The 22,742-nt window shown below is 59.6% G+C and carries 19 protein-coding genes; 7 read left to right on the top strand and 12 right to left on the bottom strand.

Going from position 1 to position 22,742, the window contains the following annotated elements:
* Positions 1-3: 3 nt before the first annotated feature.
* From RTW82_RS10365 to RTW82_RS10350, 4 genes are all read right to left on the bottom strand, one after another.
* A complete protein-coding gene (locus tag RTW82_RS10365) occupies positions 4-747 on the bottom strand; it encodes an EboA domain-containing protein (protein ID WP_316925020.1) in 744 nt (247 codons plus the stop codon).
* Complete coding sequence (locus RTW82_RS10360) at positions 744-1,634, bottom strand: UbiA family prenyltransferase (RefSeq protein ID WP_316925019.1); 891 nt, start codon at positions 1,632-1,634, stop codon at positions 744-746. Before RTW82_RS10360 ends, RTW82_RS10365 begins: the two co-directional genes overlap by 4 nt.
* A complete protein-coding gene (locus RTW82_RS10355; protein WP_316925018.1) occupies positions 1,631-3,514 on the bottom strand; it encodes a 3-dehydroquinate synthase in 1,884 nt (627 codons plus the stop codon). The genes RTW82_RS10360 and RTW82_RS10355 overlap by 4 nt, the downstream gene beginning before the upstream one ends.
* 423 nt (positions 3,515-3,937) lie before the next feature.
* Complete coding sequence (locus tag RTW82_RS10350) at positions 3,938-4,219, bottom strand: hypothetical protein (RefSeq protein ID WP_316925017.1); 282 nt, start codon at positions 4,217-4,219, stop codon at positions 3,938-3,940.
* Between the two features lie 465 nt (positions 4,220-4,684).
* Here RTW82_RS10350 and RTW82_RS10345 point away from each other — a divergent pair, with 465 nt between their 5' ends.
* Positions 4,685-5,866 carry an integrase gene (locus RTW82_RS10345; RefSeq protein WP_226924974.1) on the top strand — a complete coding sequence of 394 codons (1,182 nt, stop codon included), beginning with the start codon at positions 4,685-4,687 and terminating at the stop codon, positions 5,864-5,866.
* Between the two features lie 998 nt (positions 5,867-6,864).
* Here RTW82_RS10345 and RTW82_RS10340 read toward each other — a convergent pair.
* Positions 6,865-7,719: a sterol desaturase family protein gene (locus tag RTW82_RS10340; RefSeq protein WP_023095634.1), complete on the bottom strand. Its 855-nt coding sequence runs from the start codon at positions 7,717-7,719 to the stop codon at positions 6,865-6,867.
* Positions 7,720-7,792: 73 nt separating this feature from the next.
* A complete protein-coding gene (locus RTW82_RS10335; protein WP_003117280.1) occupies positions 7,793-8,527 on the bottom strand; it encodes a helix-turn-helix domain-containing protein in 735 nt (244 codons plus the stop codon).
* Positions 8,528-9,233: 706 nt separating this feature from the next.
* Here RTW82_RS10335 and RTW82_RS10330 point away from each other — a divergent pair.
* The 5 genes from RTW82_RS10330 (at position 9,234) to RTW82_RS10310 (ending at position 17,059) form a co-directional block, all read left to right on the top strand.
* Complete coding sequence (locus RTW82_RS10330; RefSeq protein ID WP_003139513.1) at positions 9,234-10,496, top strand: TolC family protein; 1,263 nt, start codon at positions 9,234-9,236, stop codon at positions 10,494-10,496.
* Positions 10,493-11,953: an efflux RND transporter periplasmic adaptor subunit gene (locus tag RTW82_RS10325; RefSeq protein WP_003452298.1), complete on the top strand. Its 1,461-nt coding sequence runs from the start codon at positions 10,493-10,495 to the stop codon at positions 11,951-11,953. Before RTW82_RS10330 ends, RTW82_RS10325 begins: the two co-directional genes overlap by 4 nt.
* Positions 11,950-15,099, top strand: a complete 3,150-nt coding sequence (locus RTW82_RS10320; RefSeq protein ID WP_316925016.1) for an efflux RND transporter permease subunit — start codon at positions 11,950-11,952, stop codon at positions 15,097-15,099. The genes RTW82_RS10325 and RTW82_RS10320 overlap by 4 nt, the downstream gene beginning before the upstream one ends.
* A 145-nt stretch (positions 15,100-15,244) precedes the next feature.
* Positions 15,245-15,577 carry a DUF2790 domain-containing protein gene (locus RTW82_RS10315; RefSeq protein WP_003452302.1) on the top strand — a complete coding sequence of 111 codons (333 nt, stop codon included), beginning with the start codon at positions 15,245-15,247 and terminating at the stop codon, positions 15,575-15,577.
* A 156-nt stretch (positions 15,578-15,733) separates the two neighbouring features.
* Positions 15,734-17,059 carry an OprD family porin gene (locus RTW82_RS10310; protein ID WP_003452303.1) on the top strand — a complete coding sequence of 442 codons (1,326 nt, stop codon included), beginning with the start codon at positions 15,734-15,736 and terminating at the stop codon, positions 17,057-17,059.
* A 177-nt stretch (positions 17,060-17,236) separates the two neighbouring features.
* Here the strand turns inward: RTW82_RS10310 and RTW82_RS10305 are convergent, their stop codons facing one another.
* The 6 genes from RTW82_RS10305 to RTW82_RS10280 form a co-directional block, all read right to left on the bottom strand.
* Complete coding sequence (locus RTW82_RS10305; protein ID WP_004574337.1) at positions 17,237-17,680, bottom strand: DUF411 domain-containing protein; 444 nt, start codon at positions 17,678-17,680, stop codon at positions 17,237-17,239.
* Entirely contained in the window at positions 17,670-18,512 is an 843-nt protein-coding gene (locus RTW82_RS10300) for a c-type cytochrome (protein ID WP_279860641.1), read from the bottom strand. Before RTW82_RS10300 ends, RTW82_RS10305 begins: the two co-directional genes overlap by 11 nt.
* A gap of 9 nt (positions 18,513-18,521) precedes the next feature.
* Entirely contained in the window at positions 18,522-19,613 is a 1,092-nt protein-coding gene (locus tag RTW82_RS10295) for a copper resistance protein B (RefSeq protein ID WP_236204899.1), read from the bottom strand.
* Complete coding sequence (locus RTW82_RS10290; RefSeq protein WP_236210354.1) at positions 19,603-19,914, bottom strand: hypothetical protein; 312 nt, start codon at positions 19,912-19,914, stop codon at positions 19,603-19,605. Before RTW82_RS10290 ends, RTW82_RS10295 begins: the two co-directional genes overlap by 11 nt.
* A 12-nt stretch (positions 19,915-19,926) precedes the next feature.
* Positions 19,927-21,768, bottom strand: a complete 1,842-nt coding sequence (locus RTW82_RS10285; protein ID WP_279860646.1) for a copper resistance system multicopper oxidase — start codon at positions 21,766-21,768, stop codon at positions 19,927-19,929.
* Positions 21,769-21,956: 188 nt separating this feature from the next.
* Complete coding sequence (locus tag RTW82_RS10280) at positions 21,957-22,163, bottom strand: co-regulatory protein PtrA N-terminal domain-containing protein (protein ID WP_003246751.1); 207 nt, start codon at positions 22,161-22,163, stop codon at positions 21,957-21,959.
* 283 nt (positions 22,164-22,446) lie between these two features.
* On the opposite strand from RTW82_RS10280, the gene RTW82_RS10275 reads away from it, so the two are divergent.
* The gene (locus tag RTW82_RS10275) at positions 22,447-22,707 is read left to right on the top strand and encodes a membrane protein (protein ID WP_003246752.1); all 261 of its coding nucleotides are present in this window, start codon (positions 22,447-22,449) and stop codon (positions 22,705-22,707) included.
* The last annotated feature ends 35 nt before the right edge of the window (positions 22,708-22,742 follow it).

The raw sequence follows: 22,742 nt of genomic DNA, 5'->3' as shown, positions 1-22,742 counted from the left end.
TTGTCAGGTTCGTAACGGGAAATCACTGGGCAGCCAGCCGGGCGGCAGGTGGCCCTGGCGCTGATGCTCGGCCAGGCGTTGCAGCTGTTCGGCGTCCAGCTGCTGCCAGGCGAGCAGATGGGCGATGCCCGCCGGCGCGGGGCGGTCGGCGGCGAGGCGTTCCTCCAGCATGTCCAGGGCCAGCTGGTTGAGTGCGGGTCCACGGCGCGGAGCCAGGCCCTCGACCTTGCGCAGGTCCAGATCCATGCCGACGCCCTTGAGCATCAACAGGTGGAAGGCCCGCTCGGGGTAGTGGCGGGCGGGGTAGTGGTTATGCAGGGCGAGGGCGGCGAACACCTCGCAGCTGTTGGTGCGCCCGGCGAACAGGGCCAGTTCCAGGCAGGCGCCGTGGCCGTCCAGCCAGTCCAGCGCCCGCAGCGCGGCGGCCTTTTCCTGGTCGTCGCCCCAATCGAAATAGCGTTGCAGCAAGGCTTCGCGGCCCGGCCCGGCGTCGGCTTCCAGGGCCTGGGCCAGCAGCAGGGCACGGGCCAGCCCGGCTCGGGTCCAGGGCAGGCCGGGCATGGGCGCTTCGCCGACATGGCGGCGGCAGGGGCCGCTGAGCAGCATCAGCGTCTGGGCGTCGGGCTGGGCGGCGAGGCGTTCCCGGGCCTGGTTCCACCAGTCCAGGGATGCGCCGCTCAGTTCATCGAGCAGGCTCTGGCGCAGGTCGGCGATGCGGTCGGTGCCGAGTTGGAGTGGGGTCGTCATGTCGGCTTCACCCATTGCTGCAGGCGCGGCAGGAGCAGGAACACGCCCACGCAGGCCAGGCTGCCCAGGGGCTGGCCGGCCAGGGCCAGGACCATGGCGTCGATCAGCGGCAACGCGGTGAGCCCGGCGCCGATGAAGGCCCGCACGTTGCGCCGCTCGGGGTTCGCCAGGTGGCGGCGGTAGCTGAGGCCGAGCCAGCCGAGCCAGAGCCCCAGCAGCGGCCAGAACCACAGGCCCTGGGCATAGACCGCCAGGGCCAGCGGGCTGAGCATGAGCAGCACGGGGGCGAGGCTGGCCAACTGGTTGAGGTGTTCCTGCCGGGCCACGTAGGTCAGCCCGCTGATGTAGGTGCCCAGCAGCAGGGCGCAGAGCCACAGCGGCGCCGGAGGTGCAGCCAGGCTGGCGGCGGCGGTGAGGTAGAGCGCCGCGCGGCAGCCGCCCATGAGCCAGACGCTGTGGGCGTGGCGCTTGTGCAGCAGGTTGTAGGCGACGATCAGCCCCAGCAGCAGCGCAGCACTGCCCAGCAGCCAGCCGGGGTGCTCCAGTTGCCGGCTCAGGCCCAGCAGCGCGGCGGCGGCCAGCAGCAGGAGCGCCGCGCTGGCCAGGGCCACCTGTTGCCGGGTGACCAGCCCCAGGGCGATGGGCCGGGGGTTGTGGTGGCGGCTGTCCCAGTCGGCGTCCATCAGGTCGTTGAGCAGCATGCCGGCCAGGTAGAGCGCCGAGGCAGCGGCCAGGAGCAGGGCCCAGGCCAGGGGGGAGGGTGGGGCGAGGGCGCTTGCACTGCTGGCCAGCAAGGCGGCGGCCAGGGCGTTGGTCCAGACCGTGGGCAGGTTGGAAATGCGCCCAAGGGTCATCCAGGTCTGCAGGCTCGGGGTTGGCTGGCTCATCGTGCGCAGCCCTCGGTCCAGGCGGGCTCGGCGACCTGCAGCTGGGCCAGTTGGCGCAGCGCCTGCTGCATGCTGGGCATGTCGATGTGGTGCACGTCCACGGCGTGGCCGATGCGTTCCAGCATGGGGATGGAGAGTTCGCCGCCCAGGTGCTGGCGGAAATCCTCCAGCCCCTGCACTACGCGCAGGTTGCCCTGGTCATCGGCCAGGGTCAGTTCCGGGGGCGACAGGTTGAAGCCGAGCCGGGTCAGCAGGTCCAGCAGGCGTTGCGCTTCGCTGGGTGCGAGCAGGCCCAGGGCCTTGGCGTACAGCGCATCCAGGGCCATGCCCACGGCCACCGCTTCACCATGGCGCAGGCGATGGCGGCTGAGTTTTTCCAGCTTGTGTGCGGCCCAGTGGCCATAGTCCAGCGGGCGGCCGTTGCCACGCTCGAAGGGGTCGCCGCCCCGGGTGATCTGCTCCAGGTGCAGCTCGGCGCAGCGGCGGATGGCGTGGCGGCTGGGATCGTGGGCGAAGGCGGCGAGGGCGTCGGCGTTGTGTTCCATCCAGGCGAAGAACGCGGCGTCCTTGATGGCCGCGACCTTGACCGCTTCCGCCAGCCCGGCCAACTGGTCGCGGCGGGACAGGCCGAGCAGCAGCTGGAAGTCGTTGATTACCGCATCGGCGGGCTGGAAGGCCCCCAGCAGGTTCTTCTGCTCGAAGGCGTTGATGCCGTTCTTCACCCCGATGCCGGCGTCGTTCTGCGCCAGCACGGTGGTGGGGATGCGGATCAGCCGCACACCACGGTGGAAGGTGGCGCAGGCATAGCCCACGGCATCCAGCAGCGCGCCGCCGCCCAAGGCCAGTACGTAGCAGTGGCGGTCCAGGCCCTGTTCGAGCATCTGCCCGTAGAGGCGCTGCAGCACCTCGGGCGTCTTGCAGGCTTCGCCGGCTGGCACCGCCACCGGCCCGGCCAGCAGGCGCAAGTCGTCGGCGCGGGATTGGAAGTAGCGGGTGATCTGCTGCTCCAGGGCCGGGTTGCTGTGCAGCAGGCCCTCGTCGGCGAAGACCATGACGGTCACCGGGCGCTTGCCGCTGGCCATCAGCTGTTGCTGCAGGCAGTCGTTATGGACGGCGAACAGGTGCTCGGTGAACAGCACCGGGTAGCGGTAGGTGACGGTGAAGGCGCCTTCCAGGTGGGCCGGTTTCGCTGTGGCGGCAGAGCGCTCGCGCCGCCATGCCAGCAGCCCGCGCCCGGCGAGGAACAGCGCCGGCAGCAACATGCTGGCCAGCACCGCCAGGAGCATGGCCTGGTCCTCGGCGATGTAGCTGCCCAGCGCGCTGTAGACCAGGGCCAGGCCGGCGTTGGCCAGGGTGGTGATGACCAGGAAACGGCCCAGCGGGTAACGCTGCATGCCGGCGGCCAGCACCGAGGTTTCCGCCAGTACGGGCACGCCGCGCAGGCAGATCAGCGACAGGGTGTTGAGCCGGTTGGCCAGGCGCCCGGCCTTGCGCCAGTCCTCGATATCCAGCAGCCCGGAGGCGATGCGGAAATACCCGGCCCCCAGCCAGTAGCCCAGCAGCGAGCCCAGGCACAGGCCGATGAAGATCACCAGGTAGCCGCCGACGGCCCCGAGCATGGCCACTGCCAGCAGCGACACCATGCTCGACGGCACCGGCAGCACCACATCGAGGGCCAGCAGCGCCACCAGCAGGACGGCAAGATTGAATGCGCGGACAGGGTCGGCAGGATGCTGGCCGAGGCTTTCCAGCAGGTGCTGCATCTGCTCTTCGAAGAGCAGGAAGCTGATGATCACCAACCCCGCGAACAGGGCAAGCGACAGGCAGAAGTGTTCCAGCGGTCCTCTCCGCGAGAGGACGTGACTCATCAGGCGCTTCATCAAGATCCCTTTGCTCAGGCTGATTTCCTTATCGCTGTCGTGGTCCATGCCTCAACAGCGCCAGCCTTCACTTCCTAATGCCCGGCTGGCTTCGCTTATCTACGGCGACTGCGTAATTGCAACGTAGACAGTGGGGTTATTTTTGCAAGCAAGCGGATGGCGGCGGCAAAGACCGAAGACGGCGCGTTGAAAGCTGCCCGGGCGATCAGGAAATTGCGGGCGCAGATGCAGGCCACGAAATCCGGGACCTGTGGTGAAGCACGAATTCGTTTGTGGAACGCAGCGTCAGGTATCCGGTTATGGATAGCGAAGCGCTGATGAGGAATGGCTCTAGAAAATCGCGGTGCCGGTGACTCAGGTGCGTTACAGAAGCAGTAGGTGCTGATGCGGGTTTACGATGAAACAAGATGACTGTCGTTGGTATCAGTCATGCTGGACCCGCAAGCGAGCAGCAGTAGCATCCAGGGAGTGGTAGATCCTGTCCCGAGCCTCGTCGAATTGTTCCCGGCGTCCGTGCCAGAACGCGCATAGGAGCCAGTGGATCTCCTTACACATATGCAGAAGTTCTTCCATGGTTCGTGCTGCCTCCAATTGGCGGCATAGCGCTTCAATACTTCTGTTGTTTTGCGCTTCGTTATCAAGCGCATACAGCACCTCATCTGGAAGAAGCTCGGTTACATCGCTTAGATCTATATCGAAATTCATCCTTGGTCTCCGAGACGATGATTCAGGGGGCAATTTTCCGTTCAGTTTGACGGTGCTTGCAACGTGATGAGCTGTTTAACAAACGCACTGAAAAAGGGGAATTCGAGAAATCGCCATTTTGAGCGTTGAAATCGGTGCCCTGGGCGCCTGCTAGGAAAATACGAAATTACCTATAATGTAGATTATGTTAAATCACATATTAAGAGGTTAGGCCGATGAACTCATCAGCCTGTGGCTCCTGACAATAAAAGAGACAAATCTTGCTCAAAAAAAATACAGATTAATCAATGATATGGAAGCTGCAGGATCCTGGAGACCCTTTCGTTGCCCGCCGATATACAGTCAAAATAGTGGACTCCTGAAGCAATTTTGACTGGTTAAAAAAAATAAAAACAAGACTAGAAATGCTCTGCTACGGTTACGGAAAGCAACTCTAGATTTCGCCACCGGCCGCTGGAGTCTCCGATGCCAGCATACACCATAGACCCGCATCCACTCTTTGCCGGTCCCGAGTCAATGGTCCTGGGCATCGAGCAGTATTATGCTCGCTACCCCTGTGTTGCGGCCTACCTCAAGAGTTTCTCGACTGAGCTTGATGTCGAGAAGGATTTTAAATGGAGCCTGCGCTTCCTTGCGCGCCATAACCGTGCCCCGGGGACTTTCGGTAATTACCGTACATTTGTTGAGCGCTTGCTTCTTTGGAGCTGGGTTTTTGCCGGAAAATCGGCGTTGACGTTAAACCGTGATCAATTTGGACAGTTCCTCTCTTTCTGCAAAAAGCCACCTTCGAATTGGGTCGGTGCTTCGCCGGCGGTCCGATTTATTCAAGATGATGGGAATTGGACTTTTAACGAAGGCTGGCGACCTTTCGATATTCGAAGCCAAACAGAGGCTGACTCCTATCGACCGTTTACGGGTACCTTGCGACAGATACACAGCATCTGTAGTTCTTTTTACAATTTTCTCCATGCAGAAGATGCGGCAGCACTCAATCCTGTCACTGCGTCTCGATCGCACAATGGAAATGCAGAGAGTGGGATTTACCCTGTTCGCAGATATCTTAGTTCAGACCAGCTATATCATGTATTACGGATTCTAGAGTGCCGCGCAGTAGTCAATCCGACAGACGAGCGTGCTCTTTTTATAGTGGCGGCGACGGTTTTTATGTACTTGCGAGCTGCGGATCTCGCAAAATCTGGCGAATACTGTCCAAGTATGGATTGCTTCGTGCTTGAGGACGGCAAGTGGTGGCTGGTGCTAGATGCTCCAGGCACGCCGTCGCAAAGGCTCGCAGTCAACCCAAAATTCTTGCCCTATCTGAAACGCTACCGGAAAAGCCGAGGTCTATCGCCGTTGCCGGAGCAAGATGAGGGAGTACCCATGTTGGAGACTAGCTATGGGCGTCCGGGGCTTTCTGTTCGTCAAATTCGAGATATTGTTCAAGGAGCTCTCAGACAGGTGCATGCGGCTATTACCTCTTCAGGAGAATGTGGTGATCATTGGAATGTTTTACTTGGATCTAGCCTCAGGTTTTTGAGGGACAGTGGCGCGAGGAGTGCTGCTCAAACCCGCGAGCCCGCCGAACTGCAGCGAGATCTACGTATTACGAGTATCGCTTACACCTACGGCAGATATTACCGTGAGTGAAGTAACGACCAGCTTGCGGTCAAGGTGCTTGTAATATCCGATAATCACCAGACCCGGATATTGCTCTATACTGATCCAGAAGCGCTGATTTAGATGCATTCTAGTGATCTGAACTAAAGATTCGAATTTCTGGTAACTACAGATTAGAAACGGGAGTGAGCTCTCCGTTTCTAACCTTCAGTTCACTCCATGCCCTCCCGTTTCCAATCTTTGGTTCACGAAATAATCCCATTTCTAATCTTCAGCTCATGGATGACCTTTCCATTTCGAATCTTTGGTTCACCTGCCTCTCCGTTTCTAATCTTCAGTTCGCCAGCGCGTCCATTCGATTCGGCCACGCATCTCTCGATCAGTTGATCCCCTAGACACCCGGAACTAGCCTGAATCAGTACGACTCACGTCGCGCTCAGGTACGCACGCCGATTCCCTTATGGCTCTTAGGGCTCAGAGCCGGGATTAACGTCATGAAGATCGCGCCACAACCTCTTTTTGAGGTACTCACTCGTTTCAAGAAGCTCGAGTTTAAATCCCCAGAGCTGCGATATGAGCTACCTGAGGTGCGCGCGTTCCTGGAAGGGTTTCCGGCGGCGCTTCGCGCCAAGGAGGGATACGCTGCAGTAGGTGCTTTCCTAAAAACCCGCAGCGACAACGAGACAACATTCAACAGCTACCGAAATCATGCAGAGTGCTTACTTCTTTGGTCGCTCCTGGAGGCCCAGAAGCCGCTCCTCGAGTTAAACCACTCGGATAGCAAGAGCTTCATAGCATTCTGCCTTAAACCGCCGAACAGCTGGGTTGGGCCGGTCGTAAGGGGTAGGTTCACTCGCATTGGCAGTAGGATGGCGCATGAGTCAGACAGCTACATGGTCAATGGAGACTGGCGGCCGTTCAATTGGCACAGTCCAAAACGCGATCGATCTGCCTCCTCAGAAACCCTTGATCGAACTCATGCCGGTCGATCCTCATTAACCAGCTAGTCGCCAGCGACACCGAGCAAGCTACTGACTTCTGAACGGCTCGACAATCTGACCCACATAGCCTGTCGGATAGTCCCGATCACGCAGTCCTACTTCGGCGCTGCTGGGCTTGCTTGCGCTGTCATAGAAGGTTCCAAGCAGTTGATCCCACACCAGCAAGAACTCACCAAAATTGACCTGCGCATCCTCGAAGTCGCGTTTGTGATGCCAGCGGTGTGTTTCTGCAACGCCGATGACGCGCCGTAGCCAGCCCAACGAGTAGTCCAGATTTGAGTGCTGGAAGGCCAAATGTACCGTCAGGATGCCGAACCAGGTGGCCACGAGTGCAGAAGGAGTGCCCATCGCAAAGAGCACGAGCAGCCCAGGCCCTGCCATGATGGCGGCATGCAACGGGTGCCGGCGCTCGCCGTTCATCCAGTAGAGCCGCTCAGCGCTATGATGTGGCTCATGCAAGCGCCACAGCCATGGAACCTGATGGCTGAAGCGGTGCATGGCGTACAAGCTAAGGTCCAGCACGGCGGCGACAATGACTAGCTGAGCCCACAGCGGTAACTCTGTTGGGAAGACACGGAACTCTGCGGGCACCCAATCGCCCAGCCGGGCCAGCACGGTCGCCGTAATCTGGATCACGGACAGGTTCACGACCATATGGATGATATCAGTAAGGGTATCCTGGTGGTCCTCCAACCAGTCGTCACGGAACGGCTGCACGCGTTCCAGCAGCGCCACCAGCAGAATCCCTAGGGCGGCAATGATCGGCGTGCTGGGCCAATACGGAATACCCGTGTAGAGCAACCAGATCATCCAAGCTGCGGCCCCGCCAAAGATTGTTGGGTAGCTGAGCCAGCGGATCATGAACCTGAGTGAATTGCCCATCGTGAAGCCCTCCCTGAGATGACTCCACTTTGTGCCAATCACCTGTGATGGCGCTTGAACAGAAAAGCTGAATTCAGCCTTTCAGACTGACATGACCCAAGGCAGATGAGGGGTCGAGGCCAAACAGGTCGCGGAAGGTGCGGGAAAAGTGGGCAGCGTCAGCGAAGCCGGCAGCGTGGGCGGCCGCAGTCAGGTTGGCGCCGCTGGCGATATGCTGGAGCGCTATGACCAGGCGATTCCATTTCCGGTAGCTGCGCAGCGGCAGACCGGTCTGTTCGACGAACCAATGTGAGAATCGGGTAGGCGACAGATGAACGCGCTTGGCCAACGCCTGCCTGCCATTAATCGGCTCTTTTAACGCAGCGAGGACCGACTGCAGTCGCGGATCGGAGGCCGGCGGAGTCGTAAGGTTGAGAACAAGGCGCACCATTTCCCGAATTTGCTGGGCTGACGGATCGGAGCTGCTCAGCAATTTTCGCAGCGATGCTGTATCGCCCATCTGAATCGGAGTGATGCCCTCCCCGATGTTATCGGGAAGTGCTCGCGCCTCATCGGACAGCGCGTCGAGGTAGATCGACAACACTTCGTCAGCTTCGATCTGATGGGCCACCCCTGCCCTGATGCAGATGGCCCTTGCCGTCACCGACGAGGATGTACACTTCACAGTCAAGCTGCCGTTCAAGCTGACGGTAATTTGATGCGCCATGTGGCTATGCCAATCTTGGCTACCCGCCTGCCCCAGAAAAATGCCCAGCCCGGGTGAAATCCAGGCTCTGCCATGCCAGCCGATACCCTGCGTTGCGTTCATTCAGCGGCACCTCAGGGTTCCACATCCCGCTGCATTTTGTGCACTAATGAGCTTTATAGCTAATTATAGAGTGATTATAGAATCCTCTTTGGCCTGAACTCTATCGCTTGCTCGATTGAAATCTCACCCGCTACAAAATCAGCTCGCCCTGTGAGACTAGACACTCTATTTGATCCAAATCAACGAAGTGCTGTTATCGTCAAAAGGAGCATTCATGGCTCGGGGGCAATCTGCTATCGTCGGCCTATTGCCCCGCCTGGTGAATTGCTGTGCGTCGGATTGGATTGATCCTGCTAATGATTGCTAGCCTCGTGCTGCCGACCTTCGGCGGTGTGGCTTTCAGCATGCCGGCACAACCTTGCCCGATGCAGAGCGCCGATCATCAGGGCCATGCAATGGCCGATGCTCCGTGCTGCGAGCAAATGGACAAGTCTGATGGGGTGGCCAAGAAGTCCCCTTGCAAACCCGGCCAGGAATGCAAGACCGGAGGACTTCTCCAGACCACCGTGATCAAGAGCATATCCCCTCTCCCCTCACGCCCCGAGATATTGCTGACCCAGTCGGTGATTAAGCGAGAGCCCGCAGGACTCTGGCGCCCTCCTCGTTTCGTCTAATGCAGTGATCATCCCGCGCCTTACAGTCAGGCGCATCGTCGCGGTCACGTTTCGTAGTCGCGACTTCGATCAATCGCATTGGAGGCGAAAGCATGTCCGCTTTCCTTTTTCCACGCCGTGGCTTTCTCGGTGTGTTGGCTGCCGCATTCTGGGCAGCTCCCTGGCTTGCCGCGCAGGCGCAGCCCCTAACTTTCGAACGAGCCCAAGCTCTGGCCGAGCAGAGTGCCCCTGAGAACCTCGCGCGCCAGGCGCAGGTGGCATCGGCACAGCAGGCTGTCGAGCCCGCAGACGCCCTGCCCGATCCCAAGCTGATTCTAGGCATCGACAACCTGCCGATCGAAGGCCCTGACCGTTACACGCTTAATCGTGACTCCATGACCATGCGCCGCATTGGGTTCATGCAGGAAGTCCCCAACAGTGACAAGCGTCAGGCTCGGCGCCAGTTGGCCGAGGCTTCAGTAGGCCGAGCCGAGGCCGAGCAGCGTGCCATGCAGTTGGAGATCAAGCGCCAGACGGCAGTGAGCTGGCTGGATGTGTACTACGCCGAACGCAGTGTTGGCCTCTTCGATCAACTGGACCGTCAGATCGAGATGCTCCGCTCGACCGTGCAATCGCTGATTGCCGGCGGTAGTGCTCAGCCTGGCGAGCTGTTGCAGGCCGACCAGGAAGCTTTGGCGTTACAAGATCGGCGAGATGAACTGAATCGCGATGTGGCAGTAGCTCGTGCCAAGCTGCGCCGCTGGATAGGCAACGAGGCTGACCAGCCTTTGCAAGGAGGTGTTCCCAGTCTGAACCTGGTGGCACCGCACCTGCAGCAACGCATTGCCTCACACCCTGAGTTGCGCGCTGCCTCCGCCCGAGTCGGCGAGGCTAGCGCCGAGCTGAACGAGGCCATCGCCGAGAAGACCCCCGACTGGGGTGTTGAGTTTGCCTACAACAATCGCGACAACCAGTTCGGCGATATGGTGATGGTGCAATTTACCTTCGACCTGCCGTTGTTCGTAGGCACACGTCAGGGGCCCAAGATCAACGCCAGACAACAAAGCGTGTCGCAGATGGAAGCCGAGCAGGAAGCATTACTGCGCGCCCATCAGGCTGAGCTGGAAGGCGGTATTGCCGAGCTTGAGCAACTGCGCAGGACCTTGTCACGCACCGAAAAAACCTTGATCCCGCTTGCAAGCAAACGTGCCGATCTCGAACTGGCCGCCTACCAAGCCGGTAACAGCCAGCTCACATCCGTTATTACTGCCCAGCGCGACCTGATTGATGCGCAACTGCGGCAGATTGAACAACAGCGCAAGTTGAGCCAGCTCTCCGCAAGCCTGTACTACGCCTATGTGGAGGGCCTGAAATGAAGATATCGACATTTGGTTTTGCGGTCGCCGTGCTGACCGTGGGCATTGGCGCGGCGGGCGGTGGCTACTGGCTGGCCCAGCGGCAAGCCAAACACGAGCTACTGCCTAGCTCCGCACCGACGGACGAGCGCAAGGTGCTCTATTGGTACGACCCGATGCAGCCTGAGCAGCGCTTCGATAAACCGGGCAAGTCACCTTTCATGGATATGGAGCTTGTCCCTAAATACGCAGGATCCGAGCAAGATCCGTCTGTCCTGAGCGTCCCCGCTCAAGCCGTGCAGAACCTCGGAATGCGGACCTCGACGGTGATCCGCGGTGTACTGCCCTCGGATATCGAGGTGGTCGGCTCCCTGGCCTATAACCAGCGAGAGGTAGCGAACCTCCAGGCCCGCGCTGGCGGATTCGTCGAGCGGGTTTACGGGCGTGCCCCTGGCGATGTACTGCCAGCTGGAACACCCCTGGTCGACCTGCTGATTCCCGAGTGGTCCGCCGCGCAGTTGGAGTTCCTCGCGGTACTGCGTACCGGTGACGCCCGCTTGATCACTGCGGCCCAAGAGCGCCTCCGCCTGCTCGGCATGCCACAAGCGTTGATAGAGCAGGTTCGCCGCAGCGGCAAACCGCGGGCAGTGCAAACCCTCACCACACCTATCAGCGGCGAGCTCCAAGCCTTGCAGGTACGCGCCGGGATGACCGTTGAAGCCGGGCAGGATCTGGCGTTGATCAACGGGCTGTCCAGTGTCTGGCTCGATGCGGCGATACCCGAGGCCATGGCCGGAAGTATCCAGGTCGGGGACGAGATCCGCGCCAACCTGACGGCCTTTCCTGATCGACCGCTGCTGGGCCGCGTCATAGCCTTGCTGCCGAGTGCCGATCCGCAAACGCGCACGCTCACGGTACGCAGCGAGCTACCCAACCCTGCCGGTAAGTTGCGCCCCGGCATGTTCGCCGCCGTACGCCTGAACAGTGCCGTCGAACAATCCACGCTTCTTGTGCCGAGTGAAGCCGTGATTCGCACCGGGAAGCGTGCATTGGTGATGCTGGCCGAAGGCGACGGACGCTACCGTCCCCAGGAAATCACCTTGGGCCGCGAGGCCGATGGGCGTCTGGAGGTGTTTTCCGGTCTTGAGGAAGGTCAGGCGGTCGTTACCTCCGGCCAGTTCCTCATCGATTCGGAAGCCAGCCTGCAGGGCATCCTGGCCGGCAATGCAGAACAGGACAGCACGGAGGGGCTGCATGTGTCTCACGGCGTTATTCGCGCACTGGACGGGAAACAAGTCACCCTGGAGCATGGCCCCTTCGAGAGCCTGAATATGCCAGGTATGACCATGGCTTTTCCTCTGGTCAGCTCCGAAGTAGCTGTGGGACTTAAGCCAGGAGATCACGTACGCATCGCCGCACGTCAGACAAACTCCGGCCTGCTGATCGAGCAGCTCCGCAAGGAAGGAGACCAGCCATGATCGCGCGCCTGATCCATTGGTCGATCGGCAACCGCTTCCTGGTACTGCTGGCCACCCTGTTCATCACCGCCCTGGGCCTCTGGTCGCTGCGCAACACGCCGTTGGATGCACTGCCGGACCTATCTGACACCCAGGTCATCATCAGAACCAGCTTTCCCGGACAGGCACCGCAGATCGTCGAGAACCAGGTGACCTACCCACTGGCCACAACCATGCTCTCGGTACCGGGGGCGAAGACGGTGCGCGGCTACTCGTTCTTCGGCGACTCCTTCGTCTACGTGCTGTTCGAGGACGACACCGACCTCTACTGGGCGCGCTCGCGGGTGCTGGAGTACCTCAACCAGGCGCAGGAACGCCTGCCCGAGGGTGTTACCACCACCCTTGGGCCGGATGCCACCGGCGTGGGCTGGATCTACCAGTACGCCTTGGTCGACCGCAGCGGCCAGCATGATCTTGCCCAGCTGCGGGCACTGCAGGACTGGTTCCTCAAGTACGAACTCAAGAGCCTGCCCAACGTAGCCGAAGTGGCCACCCTCGGCGGCATGGTCAAGCAATACCAAGTGCTGCTCGATCCGCAGAAGCTGGTGGCTTATGGGGTAACTCAGCAGGAGGTCGAAACGGCGCTGAAGAGCGCCAATCAGGAAACCGGCGGCGCCATCCTGGAGCTGGCAGAGCGCGAGTACATGGTGCGGGCTTCAGGCTATCTAGAGAGCCTGGCGGATTTCCGCAATGTGCCGCTGCGGGCTTCGGCCAGCGGAGTTCCGGTGCTGCTGGGTCAGGTGGCCACCATTCAGCTGGGGCCAGAGATGCGTCGTGGCATTGCCGAGCTGGATGGCCAGGGTGAAGTGGTAGGCGGCGTGGTCATCTTGCGCTCCGGAAAGAATGCCCGCGATACCATCGCCGCGGTGAAGACCAAGCTGGACAGCCTGAAGGGCAGCTTGCCGGCCGGCGTCGAGGTGGTCACCACCTATGACCGTTCGCAATTGATCGACCGCGCCATCGATAACCTCAGCTACAAGCTGCTGGAAGAGTTCGCGGTGGTTGCCCTGGTTTGCCTGATCTTCCTCTGGCACCTGCGCTCGTCGCTGGTCGCGATCATCACCCTGCCCCTGGGCATCCTGATGGCCTTCATCGTCATGCGCTACCAGGGCGTCAATGCCAACATCATGTCGCTCGGCGGGATCGCAATCGCCATCGGCGCCATGGTCGATGCCGCCGTGGTGATGATCGAGAACGCGCACAAGCACATCGAGGCCTGGAAGGCTCGACACCCCGGTGAACCGCTTCAGGGCGAGGCGCACTGGCGGGTGATCGGCGAAGCTGCGGCCGAGGTCGGGCCGGCGCTGTTCTTCAGCCTTTTGATCATCACCCTGTCTTTCCTCCCGGTCTTCACCCTGGAGGCCCAGGAGGGTCGCCTGTTTGGCCCGCTGGCATTCACCAAGACCTATGCCATGGCTGCCGCTGCTGGCCTCTCGATCACCTTGGTACCGGTGCTGATGGGCTATTGGATTCGTGGGCATATCCCCAGCGAACAACAGAACCCCTTGAATCGTTGGCTGATCGGTGCATACCGGCCGGTGCTGGAGTGGGTGCTGGCTTGGCCTAAGGTGACCCTAGCGCTGGCCTTGCTAGTGTTTTTGTCCAGTCTCTGGCCCCTCAGCAGACTAGGAGGAGAGTTTCTACCGCCGATGGACGAGGGCGACTTGTTGTACATGCCATCAGCCCTGCCCGGCTTGCCGGCCAGCAAGGCCACCCAGCTGCTGCAGCAAACCAACCGGATGATCCTCACGGTGCCCGAAGTGGCACGGGTATTCGGCAAGGCCGGGCGAGCAGAGACCGCCACCGATCCAGCACCGCTGGAAATGTTCGAGACCACGGTGCAGTTCAAACCACGCGATCAATGGCGCGCGGGGATGACACCCGAAAAGCTGATCGAGGAACTGGATCGCGCGGTAAAAGTTCCGGGGCTGTCCAATATCTGGGTGCCGCCCATCCGCAACCGCATCGACATGCTGGCGACGGGGATCAAGAGCCCCATTGGGGTGAAAGTGTCCGGAACCTCCTTGGTCGACATCGAGCGCATAACGCGCGATATCGAGGCCGTGGCCAAAGAGGTGCCTGGGGTGAGTTCGGCCTTGGCAGAACGCCTTACTGGCGGCCGTTACGTGGACATCCAGATCGATCGACTGGCCGCGGCGCGCTATGGCCTGAGCATCGCCGATGTGCAGGCGGTGGTATCGGGCGCCATCGGGGGCAGCAATATTGGTGAGACGGTTGAAGGACTGGCCCGCTTCCCGATCAACCTGCGCTATCCCAAGGAGTGGCGAGACAGTCCGCAGGCACTACGGCGTATGCCGATCCTCACGCAAGCCGGCCAGCAGATCACCTTGGGCACCGTCGCCCAGGTTAGTCTGACCGAAGGGCCGCCAATGCTGCGCAGCGAGAACGGGCGTCTGTCCGGTTGGGTCTATGTCGATGTCCGTGGGCGCGACCTGGCATCGACCGTGCGCGAGTTGCAGCAACGCGTAGCTGAGCAGGTACAACTCGATGCTGGCATGACCGTCTCCTACTCCGGTCAGTTCGAGTTCCTGGAGCGCGCCAATGCACGGCTGGCCTGGGTGGTACCGGCGACCTTGTTGATCATCTTCGTGCTGCTTTACCTGACCTTCAGCCGCTTCGGTGAGGCCCTACTGATCATGGCAACCCTGCCCTTCGCCCTATCGGGCGGCATCTGGCTGCTCTACTGGTTCGGCTTCAACCTGTCGGTTGCCACTGGGGTCGGCTTTATCGCCTTGGCCGGCGTCTCGGCGGAATTTGGGGTGATCATGCTGCTGTACCTGAAGAATGCCTGGCATGCACGTATGGATGCCGGGCGCAGCGGTGACCCGGCACTACTGGAGGCAATTCGTGAAGGCGCAGTGCTGCGCGTGCGGCCCAAGGTGATGACGGTGGCCGTGATCATCGCCGGCCTGTTGCCAATCCTCTGGGGCGGAGGTGCCGGATCTGAAGTGATGAAGCGCATCGCCGCGCCCATGGTCGGCGGCATGATTACCGCGCCGCTGATGTCCATGTTGGTTTTGCCGGCCGCGTACTGGCTGATGCGAAGGCAGCGTACACAGAAGGTTCGCGCACCGCAGGAGCTATAGCTTTACAAACCCGGGCAAGCCACGCGCCAAGCTGACTCGCCCGGGTAACGCGGCAGGAAGCATTACGGCGATGTAACTTTGACTTCATTTTTATGACAGGTTGAGCGGATATATTTTAATCACCACCTTGAAGGAGTGATTAAACATGAAAAGCCTCAAAGTTATTGCAGCCCTTGCCGCTATGGTTGTTTCCTCTGCCACTCTGGCAGAAGGCGGCGCTGATCGTGTTTATGGTCGGATGATTCAGGCCAATGAGCAGGCCATGCAAGAGTATGCTGCCGCTAACGGAAAGAATCCGCCTGAAGTTATTCATTACCGCTACGGCATGAAGCTCGATATCGCCAGGGTCGTGGCCACTACCTCAACGGACTCTAGCTGCAATGTGATGCCAGCCCAGATGACCTACGAGGACTCCAACGGCGATCTGAATATTCTTGAATACCGTGCAGCCGGAACAGGTTGCCGGAACCAAAACTAATAAATGACATCGCGCTGACTGAAAAGTAATTTTCAAGTCACCCTGACGTTATTTGGCATATGGAAATATGGCCAAGGCGCGCCTGGTTATGCCCGGCGCGCTTGGCACATATATGCAACCACACCATGACAACTGCCAATAACATCAGGAGCATTTATGAATAACAGAACCCTGTTAGGACTTTCTCTACTCGCTCTGAGCATCAGTACCGGGCAAGCTGCAATGGCCGCCGACGAGAAAGGCGAGGGATTTATCGAAGGCAGCAGCCTGACCATCCTCAATCGAAATCTCTACTTCAACCGTGACTTCCGCAAAGGCCAGTCCAGCAGCTCGGGTAATGGCTATTCGGAAGAGTGGGCGCATGGCGTGATAGGCCGATTCGAGTCTGGCTTCACCGAGGGCACCATAGGCTTCGGTGTCGATGCCTTTGCCATGCTAGGACTCAAACTTGACACCGGCGACGGCCGTTCAGGAGCCGGTGGCTCAGTCGATGTGCTGCCTTACAACAGCCTCGGGCAGGCTGAGGATAACTACTCCAAACTGGGTGGCGCGGTGAAAGCTCGGTTCATGGATACCGAGATCAAGGTAGGCGACGTCTTTCCTGTCAGCCCTGTCGTCCAATACGGTGATGCGCGGCTTTTACCGGAGAGTTTCCGAGGTATCACCGTGCTCAACAGCAGCGTGGAAGGACTGTCGCTTCAAGGTGGTCGCCTCCACTCGATGAGCCAACCCAATACCAGCAGCATGCGCGACGGCTTCGCTACCTTCTACGCAGGCGAAGTGGACTCGCCATGGATCGCCTATTTCGGTGGTGATTACACGCTTAATGACAACGTCGGCTTTAGTCTCTACACCAGCCGCCTCAAGGATGCCTGGAATCAATATTACGCGGGCACCACGCTGAGCTACCCGCTTGCGGACGATGTCGCCTTGATCGGCGGGCTGAACTACTACAAGGCGGTCGATGAAGGGAAGCAGCTCCTCGGGAGCTTCGATAACAACATCTGGAGCGGCAAGGTCGGCATCCAATTCGGCGCTCACACAGTGCTGGTGGGTCTCCAGCGCAACAATGGCGATGATGACTTCGACTACTTGCGCCAATCGGACTCCATCTACCTCGACAACTCCATCCAGTACAGCGACTTCAACTCGCCGAAGGAGAAGTCATGGCAAGTGCGCTATGACCTGGATATGGAGCCTTTCGGTGTGCCTGGGTTGAGCTTCATGACTCGATATGCCCAAGGCTGGGATGCCGACTACAGCAAGGCCAACGAAGTCTATATGCGCCGTGATGACAACGGCGATCCGTTGACCAACCAGAAGCGCTGGGAGCGGGACATCGAGGCCAAGTACGTTGTGCAGACTGGATCACTGAAGGATATGTCTTTCCGTGTTCGCCAAATGACCACTCGCGCGACCGATTACGAGTCGGATCTGGATGAAGTCCGCCTGATTGTCGAGTACCCGCTGGAAGTTCTCTAACCCTGGCAAGCGGGCGGGTTGATTGCCCGCTCGCGCCTTGGTCCTGCTGTCCCCTCGTAGTGCTCCTTTGGTTTGGAGACAGCCCTTGGCGCCCTCGGGCGCCTTTTTTACTTAGGTTAAAGGGCGTATGAAAAAGAGTCGGCCACTACACACAAGCGGCCGTGCTGGCAGGCAGTACTACTGAGCGGGATATTCTGCAACGACCTGATCAGACCCCGCCTTGGTCAAGCCAATGACCTGGTAGGCATGCTGTACGCCATCGACTTCCATACCGGGGGAGCCCGCCGGCATCCCGGGAACAGCGATGCCCACGAGATCATCGCGCTTGGTGAGCTCGATGACCTGAGCCGCCGGCACATGACCTTCGACGAACTTGCCGTCAATCACCGCGGTGTGACAAGACGCCAACCGCGGCGCAACGCCCAGACTTTGCTTCACTGCCGACATGTTGCTTTCGACATGGTCGACGACTTTGAAGCCATTCGCTTCGAGGTGTGAGATCCACTTCTTGCAACATCCGCAATTAGCATCACGATGGACATCAATCGTCAGGGCATCAGCGGCTTGAACTCCAGTTGTGACGGAGAGAGCGGCCAGCAAGGCCAGATATTTAGCTTTCATGCACGTGCTCTTTGCCATCGGCGTGGGTGTGGGTCTTGGGCGAGGCATTCGGAGTTTGCTCGGAATGATGGTCTCCGCCGCTTGGGGCGGCCTCATCCCCGGCATGGTGATCATCGCCACTCATGTCCGAATGGTGACCTGCCTCAGGTGCGGAGCCACCCTCGCTATCAGTAGCCGCGGCATCGTGATGGCCAAGCTCTCCGGCATCACCTGTTCCATGATGGTCTTCGCCACCGCCGCTATTGTCATGATGGCCAGGCTTGTTGTCGCCGTGCTGTCCTTCATGGTTATGCATCTGCGTTTCCCCACCACCGTGCTGATGGCCGCCACTGGATGCGACGAGTGTTTGGTATTGCTTGGCATCCATCGTCGGCAGTTGGTTGAGGAAGGCAACCATGCCCCAGATGTACTCGTCTCCCATGCTCTTGCCCCACGCAGGCATACCCGTTGCCTTGATGCCATGCTTGATCACCCAGAACGCTGCTGACGGATTGCCATCGACACCGATCTTGGCGAGGTTGGGGGGCGCAGGATAAAGCGATTGGCTTAGCTCGGTCTCCGCCACACCTGGCGCCAAATGACAGCCGATACACATGGAGTTGTAGTTGCCCGCACCGGCGCGAATAAGAGCTTGATCATCCAGGTTGGGAACCTCGATGTTCCGCGAACGGACTTCGATAGAGCGGTCACGGGCCATCGTGAGAAACGCATTCACTGCAGGAAAATGGGGATCGTCGGCCCCCACGTTGACCACGCCAAAGTAGGCACCGGCCAGGACAGCTGTGCTACCGACCACGCCGGCCGCCACCAAAGTTTTAATTGTTCTTTTCATGTCAGGTTCTCAAAACCACATCCGGATACCGGCGACAAAACGCGCCTCGTCTACATCACCGCCCTCGTCGCGCACCATGTCTGCCGTGTTGCCATAGGAGCGGCTCCAAGAAACCCCGATATAGGGGGCAAACTGCCGGACAATCTCGTAACGCAGACGTAAACCGAGCTCGGTATTGGCCAACCCGGACCCCACACCTCGCTCAGGATCGTTCTTGCCGTAGAAGTTCATTTCGGCAGTTGGCTGGAGAATCAGCCGGTTGGTCAGCAGAATGTCGTACTCGCCCTCCAGTCGGGCAGCAGTTTGCCCATTCTCGCCGACGAAGGCCGTGGCTTCGGCCTCAAAGGCGTAAAGCGCCATGCCCTGGATACCGAAGGCGGCCCAAGTCTGCGGCGACTCCGGTTTGAAGTCCTGGCGGACGCCCGCGACGACATCCCACCAAGGGCCGATCGAGCGGCCGTACAGCAGCTGTAATTCAGCATCCTCGGTCACGCCGTTGGTACGCTCGCCTTCAGAGCGGAACCAGACCCGGTTGATATCACCGCCTACCCAGCCCGACGCATCCCAGGCCAGGGTGCTGCCCTCATCTGCGTCCTGGTATTCGAGCTGATCGAGCAGGAAAAAACTGTTGATGGCGCTGTCGTGAACCTTGTGGCCAGGTAATGGCGGGAAAGCCGCTTGGCGATCAGCATCCGTCAGAACGGGAATCGGCGTACGGCTGGTGGTTCTCGGGGCTTCAGCGGAGCCATGGTTCATCTTTGAATGATCCATGCCCTCCATCTGTCCTTGCATGGCGCCATGCCCCATCTTGCTGTGATCCATAGCCTGGGCCTTCTCTTGGCTCTGGCCGTGGCCCATCTGGCTATGATCCATGCTGCCCGAAGCACCCTGCATGGCACCATGGTCCATCGTGCTGTGATCCATGCCCTCCATCGGCGCTTTGGCGGAACCGTGGCCCATCTGGCTGTGGTCCATCGACATGGAGCCGTGCCCCATTGCCGAATGATCCATTTCTTCCGCAGCCTGGGTAACGCCGCCGCTGAGTGCACTCAGCGACACGGCCAGCGCTATGAGGGACGGGCGTGAAAACCTAGTGGTCATGGTTCGAACCTGCTTCGGCTTCGGTGCCGCCATGCTTATCCATCATCTTCTCGTGCCCCATATCGTCATGGTTCATACCCTCATGATCCATGGCGCCATGATCCATCTGATGGCCAGCGGCCTTGCCTTTCGATTGATCTGCAGGCTTGTCACTGGCGTCGGGCGCAGCCGACTCGGCAGCATGTTGTTCGTGCTCACTGTGTCCCTCACCTGCCAACGAAACCGGTGCGTGCAGGGCAGCCAATAAGCTAAACATGACTGCGCTGCCAGTCAGGGCATTTCGCTTCATAAAAGTGCTCATCAGAAATCTCCTTTACTCATCCACACGAACTTCACGGAACATGCCCATTTCCATGTGGAGCAGCAGGTGGCAGTGATAGGCCCATCGCCCCAACGCATCGGCAGTCACTCGATAGCTGCGCTTGGAACCTGGCGGCATGTCGATGGTGTGTTTTCGCACCAAGAAATTGCCGTTCGCATCCTCCAGGTCGCTCCACATGCCATGAAGATGGATCGGATGAGTCATCATGGTGTCGTTGACCAGCGTGATGCGAACACGCTCGCCGTACTTGAGGCGCAGAGGCTCGGCGTCAGAGAACTTGATGCCATCGAAGGACCAGGAGAATTTCTCCATGTGCCCGGTAAGGTGCAGCTCGATGGTGCGACTTGGTTCGCGACCATCCGGGTCGAGGAAGGTGCTGCGCAGGTCAGAGTACGTAAGGACGCGTCGGCCGTTGTCTCGCAAACCAATACCTGGGTCGTCCAACTTGTGCGTCGGTGTCATGGTCTGCATATCGACCAGCGGGTTGTTGGTCTCTGAGGCTGGGTGTGCCTGCATCGCACCTGCCATGCCTGCCATGCCTGCCATGCCTGCCATGCCTGCCATGCCTGCCATGCCCGAATGATCCATTCCAGCCATCTGGCTGTGATCCATGCCGGCCATGCCACCCTGCATGCTCCCATGATCCATGCCCGCCATACTCCCGTGGTCCATTCCGGCCATGTTCCCGTGATCCATGCCGCCCATGCTGCCGTGATCCATACCCATGTCGCCCATGGCAATCAGCGGACGCGGGTCGGGGCTGGGTACCGGTGCACTCAACCCCTCTTGTACAGCAAGGGTGCCGCGCGCATAGCCAGTGCGATCCATGGATTGGGCAAACACGGTATAGGCCTGTTCGCTGTCTGGTTCGACTATCACGTCGTAGGTCTCGGCCACGGCGATACGGAACTCGTCGACGCTGACCGGTTTGACGTGCAGACCATCGGCCGCAACCACAGTCATCTTCAGGCCCGGGATGCGCACATCGAAATAGGTCATCGCCGAGGCGTTGATGAAGCGCAGGCGGATCTTTTCGCCCGGTTTGAATATGCCGGTCCAGTTGCCATCAGGTGCCTGGCCATTCATCAGGTAGGTGTAGGTGTAGCCACTGACGTCAGCGAGATCCGTCGGGCTCATCTTCATCTCGGCCCACATCTTGCGATCGGCTACCGCAGCGGACCACCCCATCTCGCTCACGTCATTGATGAAATCACCAACGGTGCGCTTGTGGTAGTTGTAGTAGTCCGACTGCTTTTTGAGCTTGGCCAGTACCCGCGCTGGATTTTCATCGGTCCAGTCGCTCAGCAGCACGACATAATCACGGTCGTAACTGAAGGGCTCGGGTTCCTTGGCGTCGATGACCAGCGCGCCGTATACGCCGACTTGCTCCTGGAGCCCCGAGTGGCTGTGATACCAGTAGGTGCCGTTCTGGTTGACCTTGAACTTGTACTCATACATGCCGTCGGGGGCGATGCCATGGAAGCTCAGGCCCGGAACGCCATCCATGTTCGCCGGCAGGATAATGCCGTGCCAGTGAATGGACGTGTCCTCCTTGAGGCGGTTGCGTACGCGCAACGTCACGGTCTCGCCCTCCCGCCAGCGCAGGATTGGGCCTGGCAGCGAGCCATTGATCGTCATGGCGGTACGCGCTGCGCCGGTGATGTTTACCGGAGTCTCTCCGATAAACAGGTCGAAATCGTTACCGCTCAGCACGTTCGGCTGACCTGGGCTGGTTACCGCCCAGACCGGCGTGCGCCACATGCCCATGCCGCCGAGAATACCGGCGGCGGCGAGGCCTTTGACGAAAGTACGTCTTGTGGTTTTGCTTTGCATGCCGTTATGTCCAATCCGTCAGATGAGCCGGTGATATGCATCCGGTCTCGGGTTCATTGACTGCTCCAGTGTCGGGAGATTTGATCTTCAAGCCTTGCGTGCTGCGCAAGTCCCCCCGACACCAAGCAGTATAAAACTGCCATATCTCAACCATCCGGGTGATTACATTTCTGTAAGGTTGAAGGGGCTCAGCAGTTGGCGTGTTCCGCCTGTTTGGCTTGGCTGCCGGCGACGGGAGCTCCATCCTTCTGCTGCTTGGCCAGCTGATACGCTTCCAGCGAGACCTGACGGGCCTGCTCCATGCGTGCAAACGTGCGATCGGCACCGCCTTCGGCCATCGCCAGAGTGGAAGCACTCAGGGCAGCAACTACAAACAGGGTTTTGATCGATTTCATTTCGTGAATCCTCGTAAGTTTAGAAGCCCCCGTAACTAGTGGGGGCGAGCCTTAAGCTCGCTGTTACGTTAACCACGAAGCCCTGTCAGCAACCTGATCTGAACATTACAGTTCTGTCAGGTTGCTATTTCTTTCTTGTAGGCCCTCCTGAAGGCTCGGTACTGTCTTCTTGCCCGAGAAGCCTTGCGGATTCCATGGGCCTGCTCGGCAGCAATGCCTGAGCTAACTCGCTCATTCGCACCGACGGATCGCGACCATCAAACAATCAAGAGAAATAGCCACTATGTCGAACAAATCCAACGTAGCTACCGGTGCCGCCCTGGCTCTGGTAGCCGCCAGCCTGTTCTCCACCCTGCCCGTCCAGGCGGCCCAGGACACCAAAGCAGCAGAAGTGAAATGCTTCGGGGTCAATGGTTGCAAAGGGCAGAACGACTGCATGACCGCGAAAAACGACTGCAAAGGCCAAGGCGAATGCAAAGGCCAGGGGTTCAAGTTGATGACCCAGGCCAAATGTGACGAAGCCGGTGGCAAAACCAGCGAATAAGGCGGTTCAGGGGAGTGCATGCCACTCCCCTGCTG

Source organism: Pseudomonas sp. zfem005 (assembly GCF_032621735.1).
GTDB lineage: Bacteria > Pseudomonadota > Gammaproteobacteria > Pseudomonadales > Pseudomonadaceae > Metapseudomonas > Metapseudomonas solani.
The sequence above is the reverse complement of the archived record's forward strand: the minus strand, read 5'-3'. Positions and strand labels throughout refer to the sequence as shown.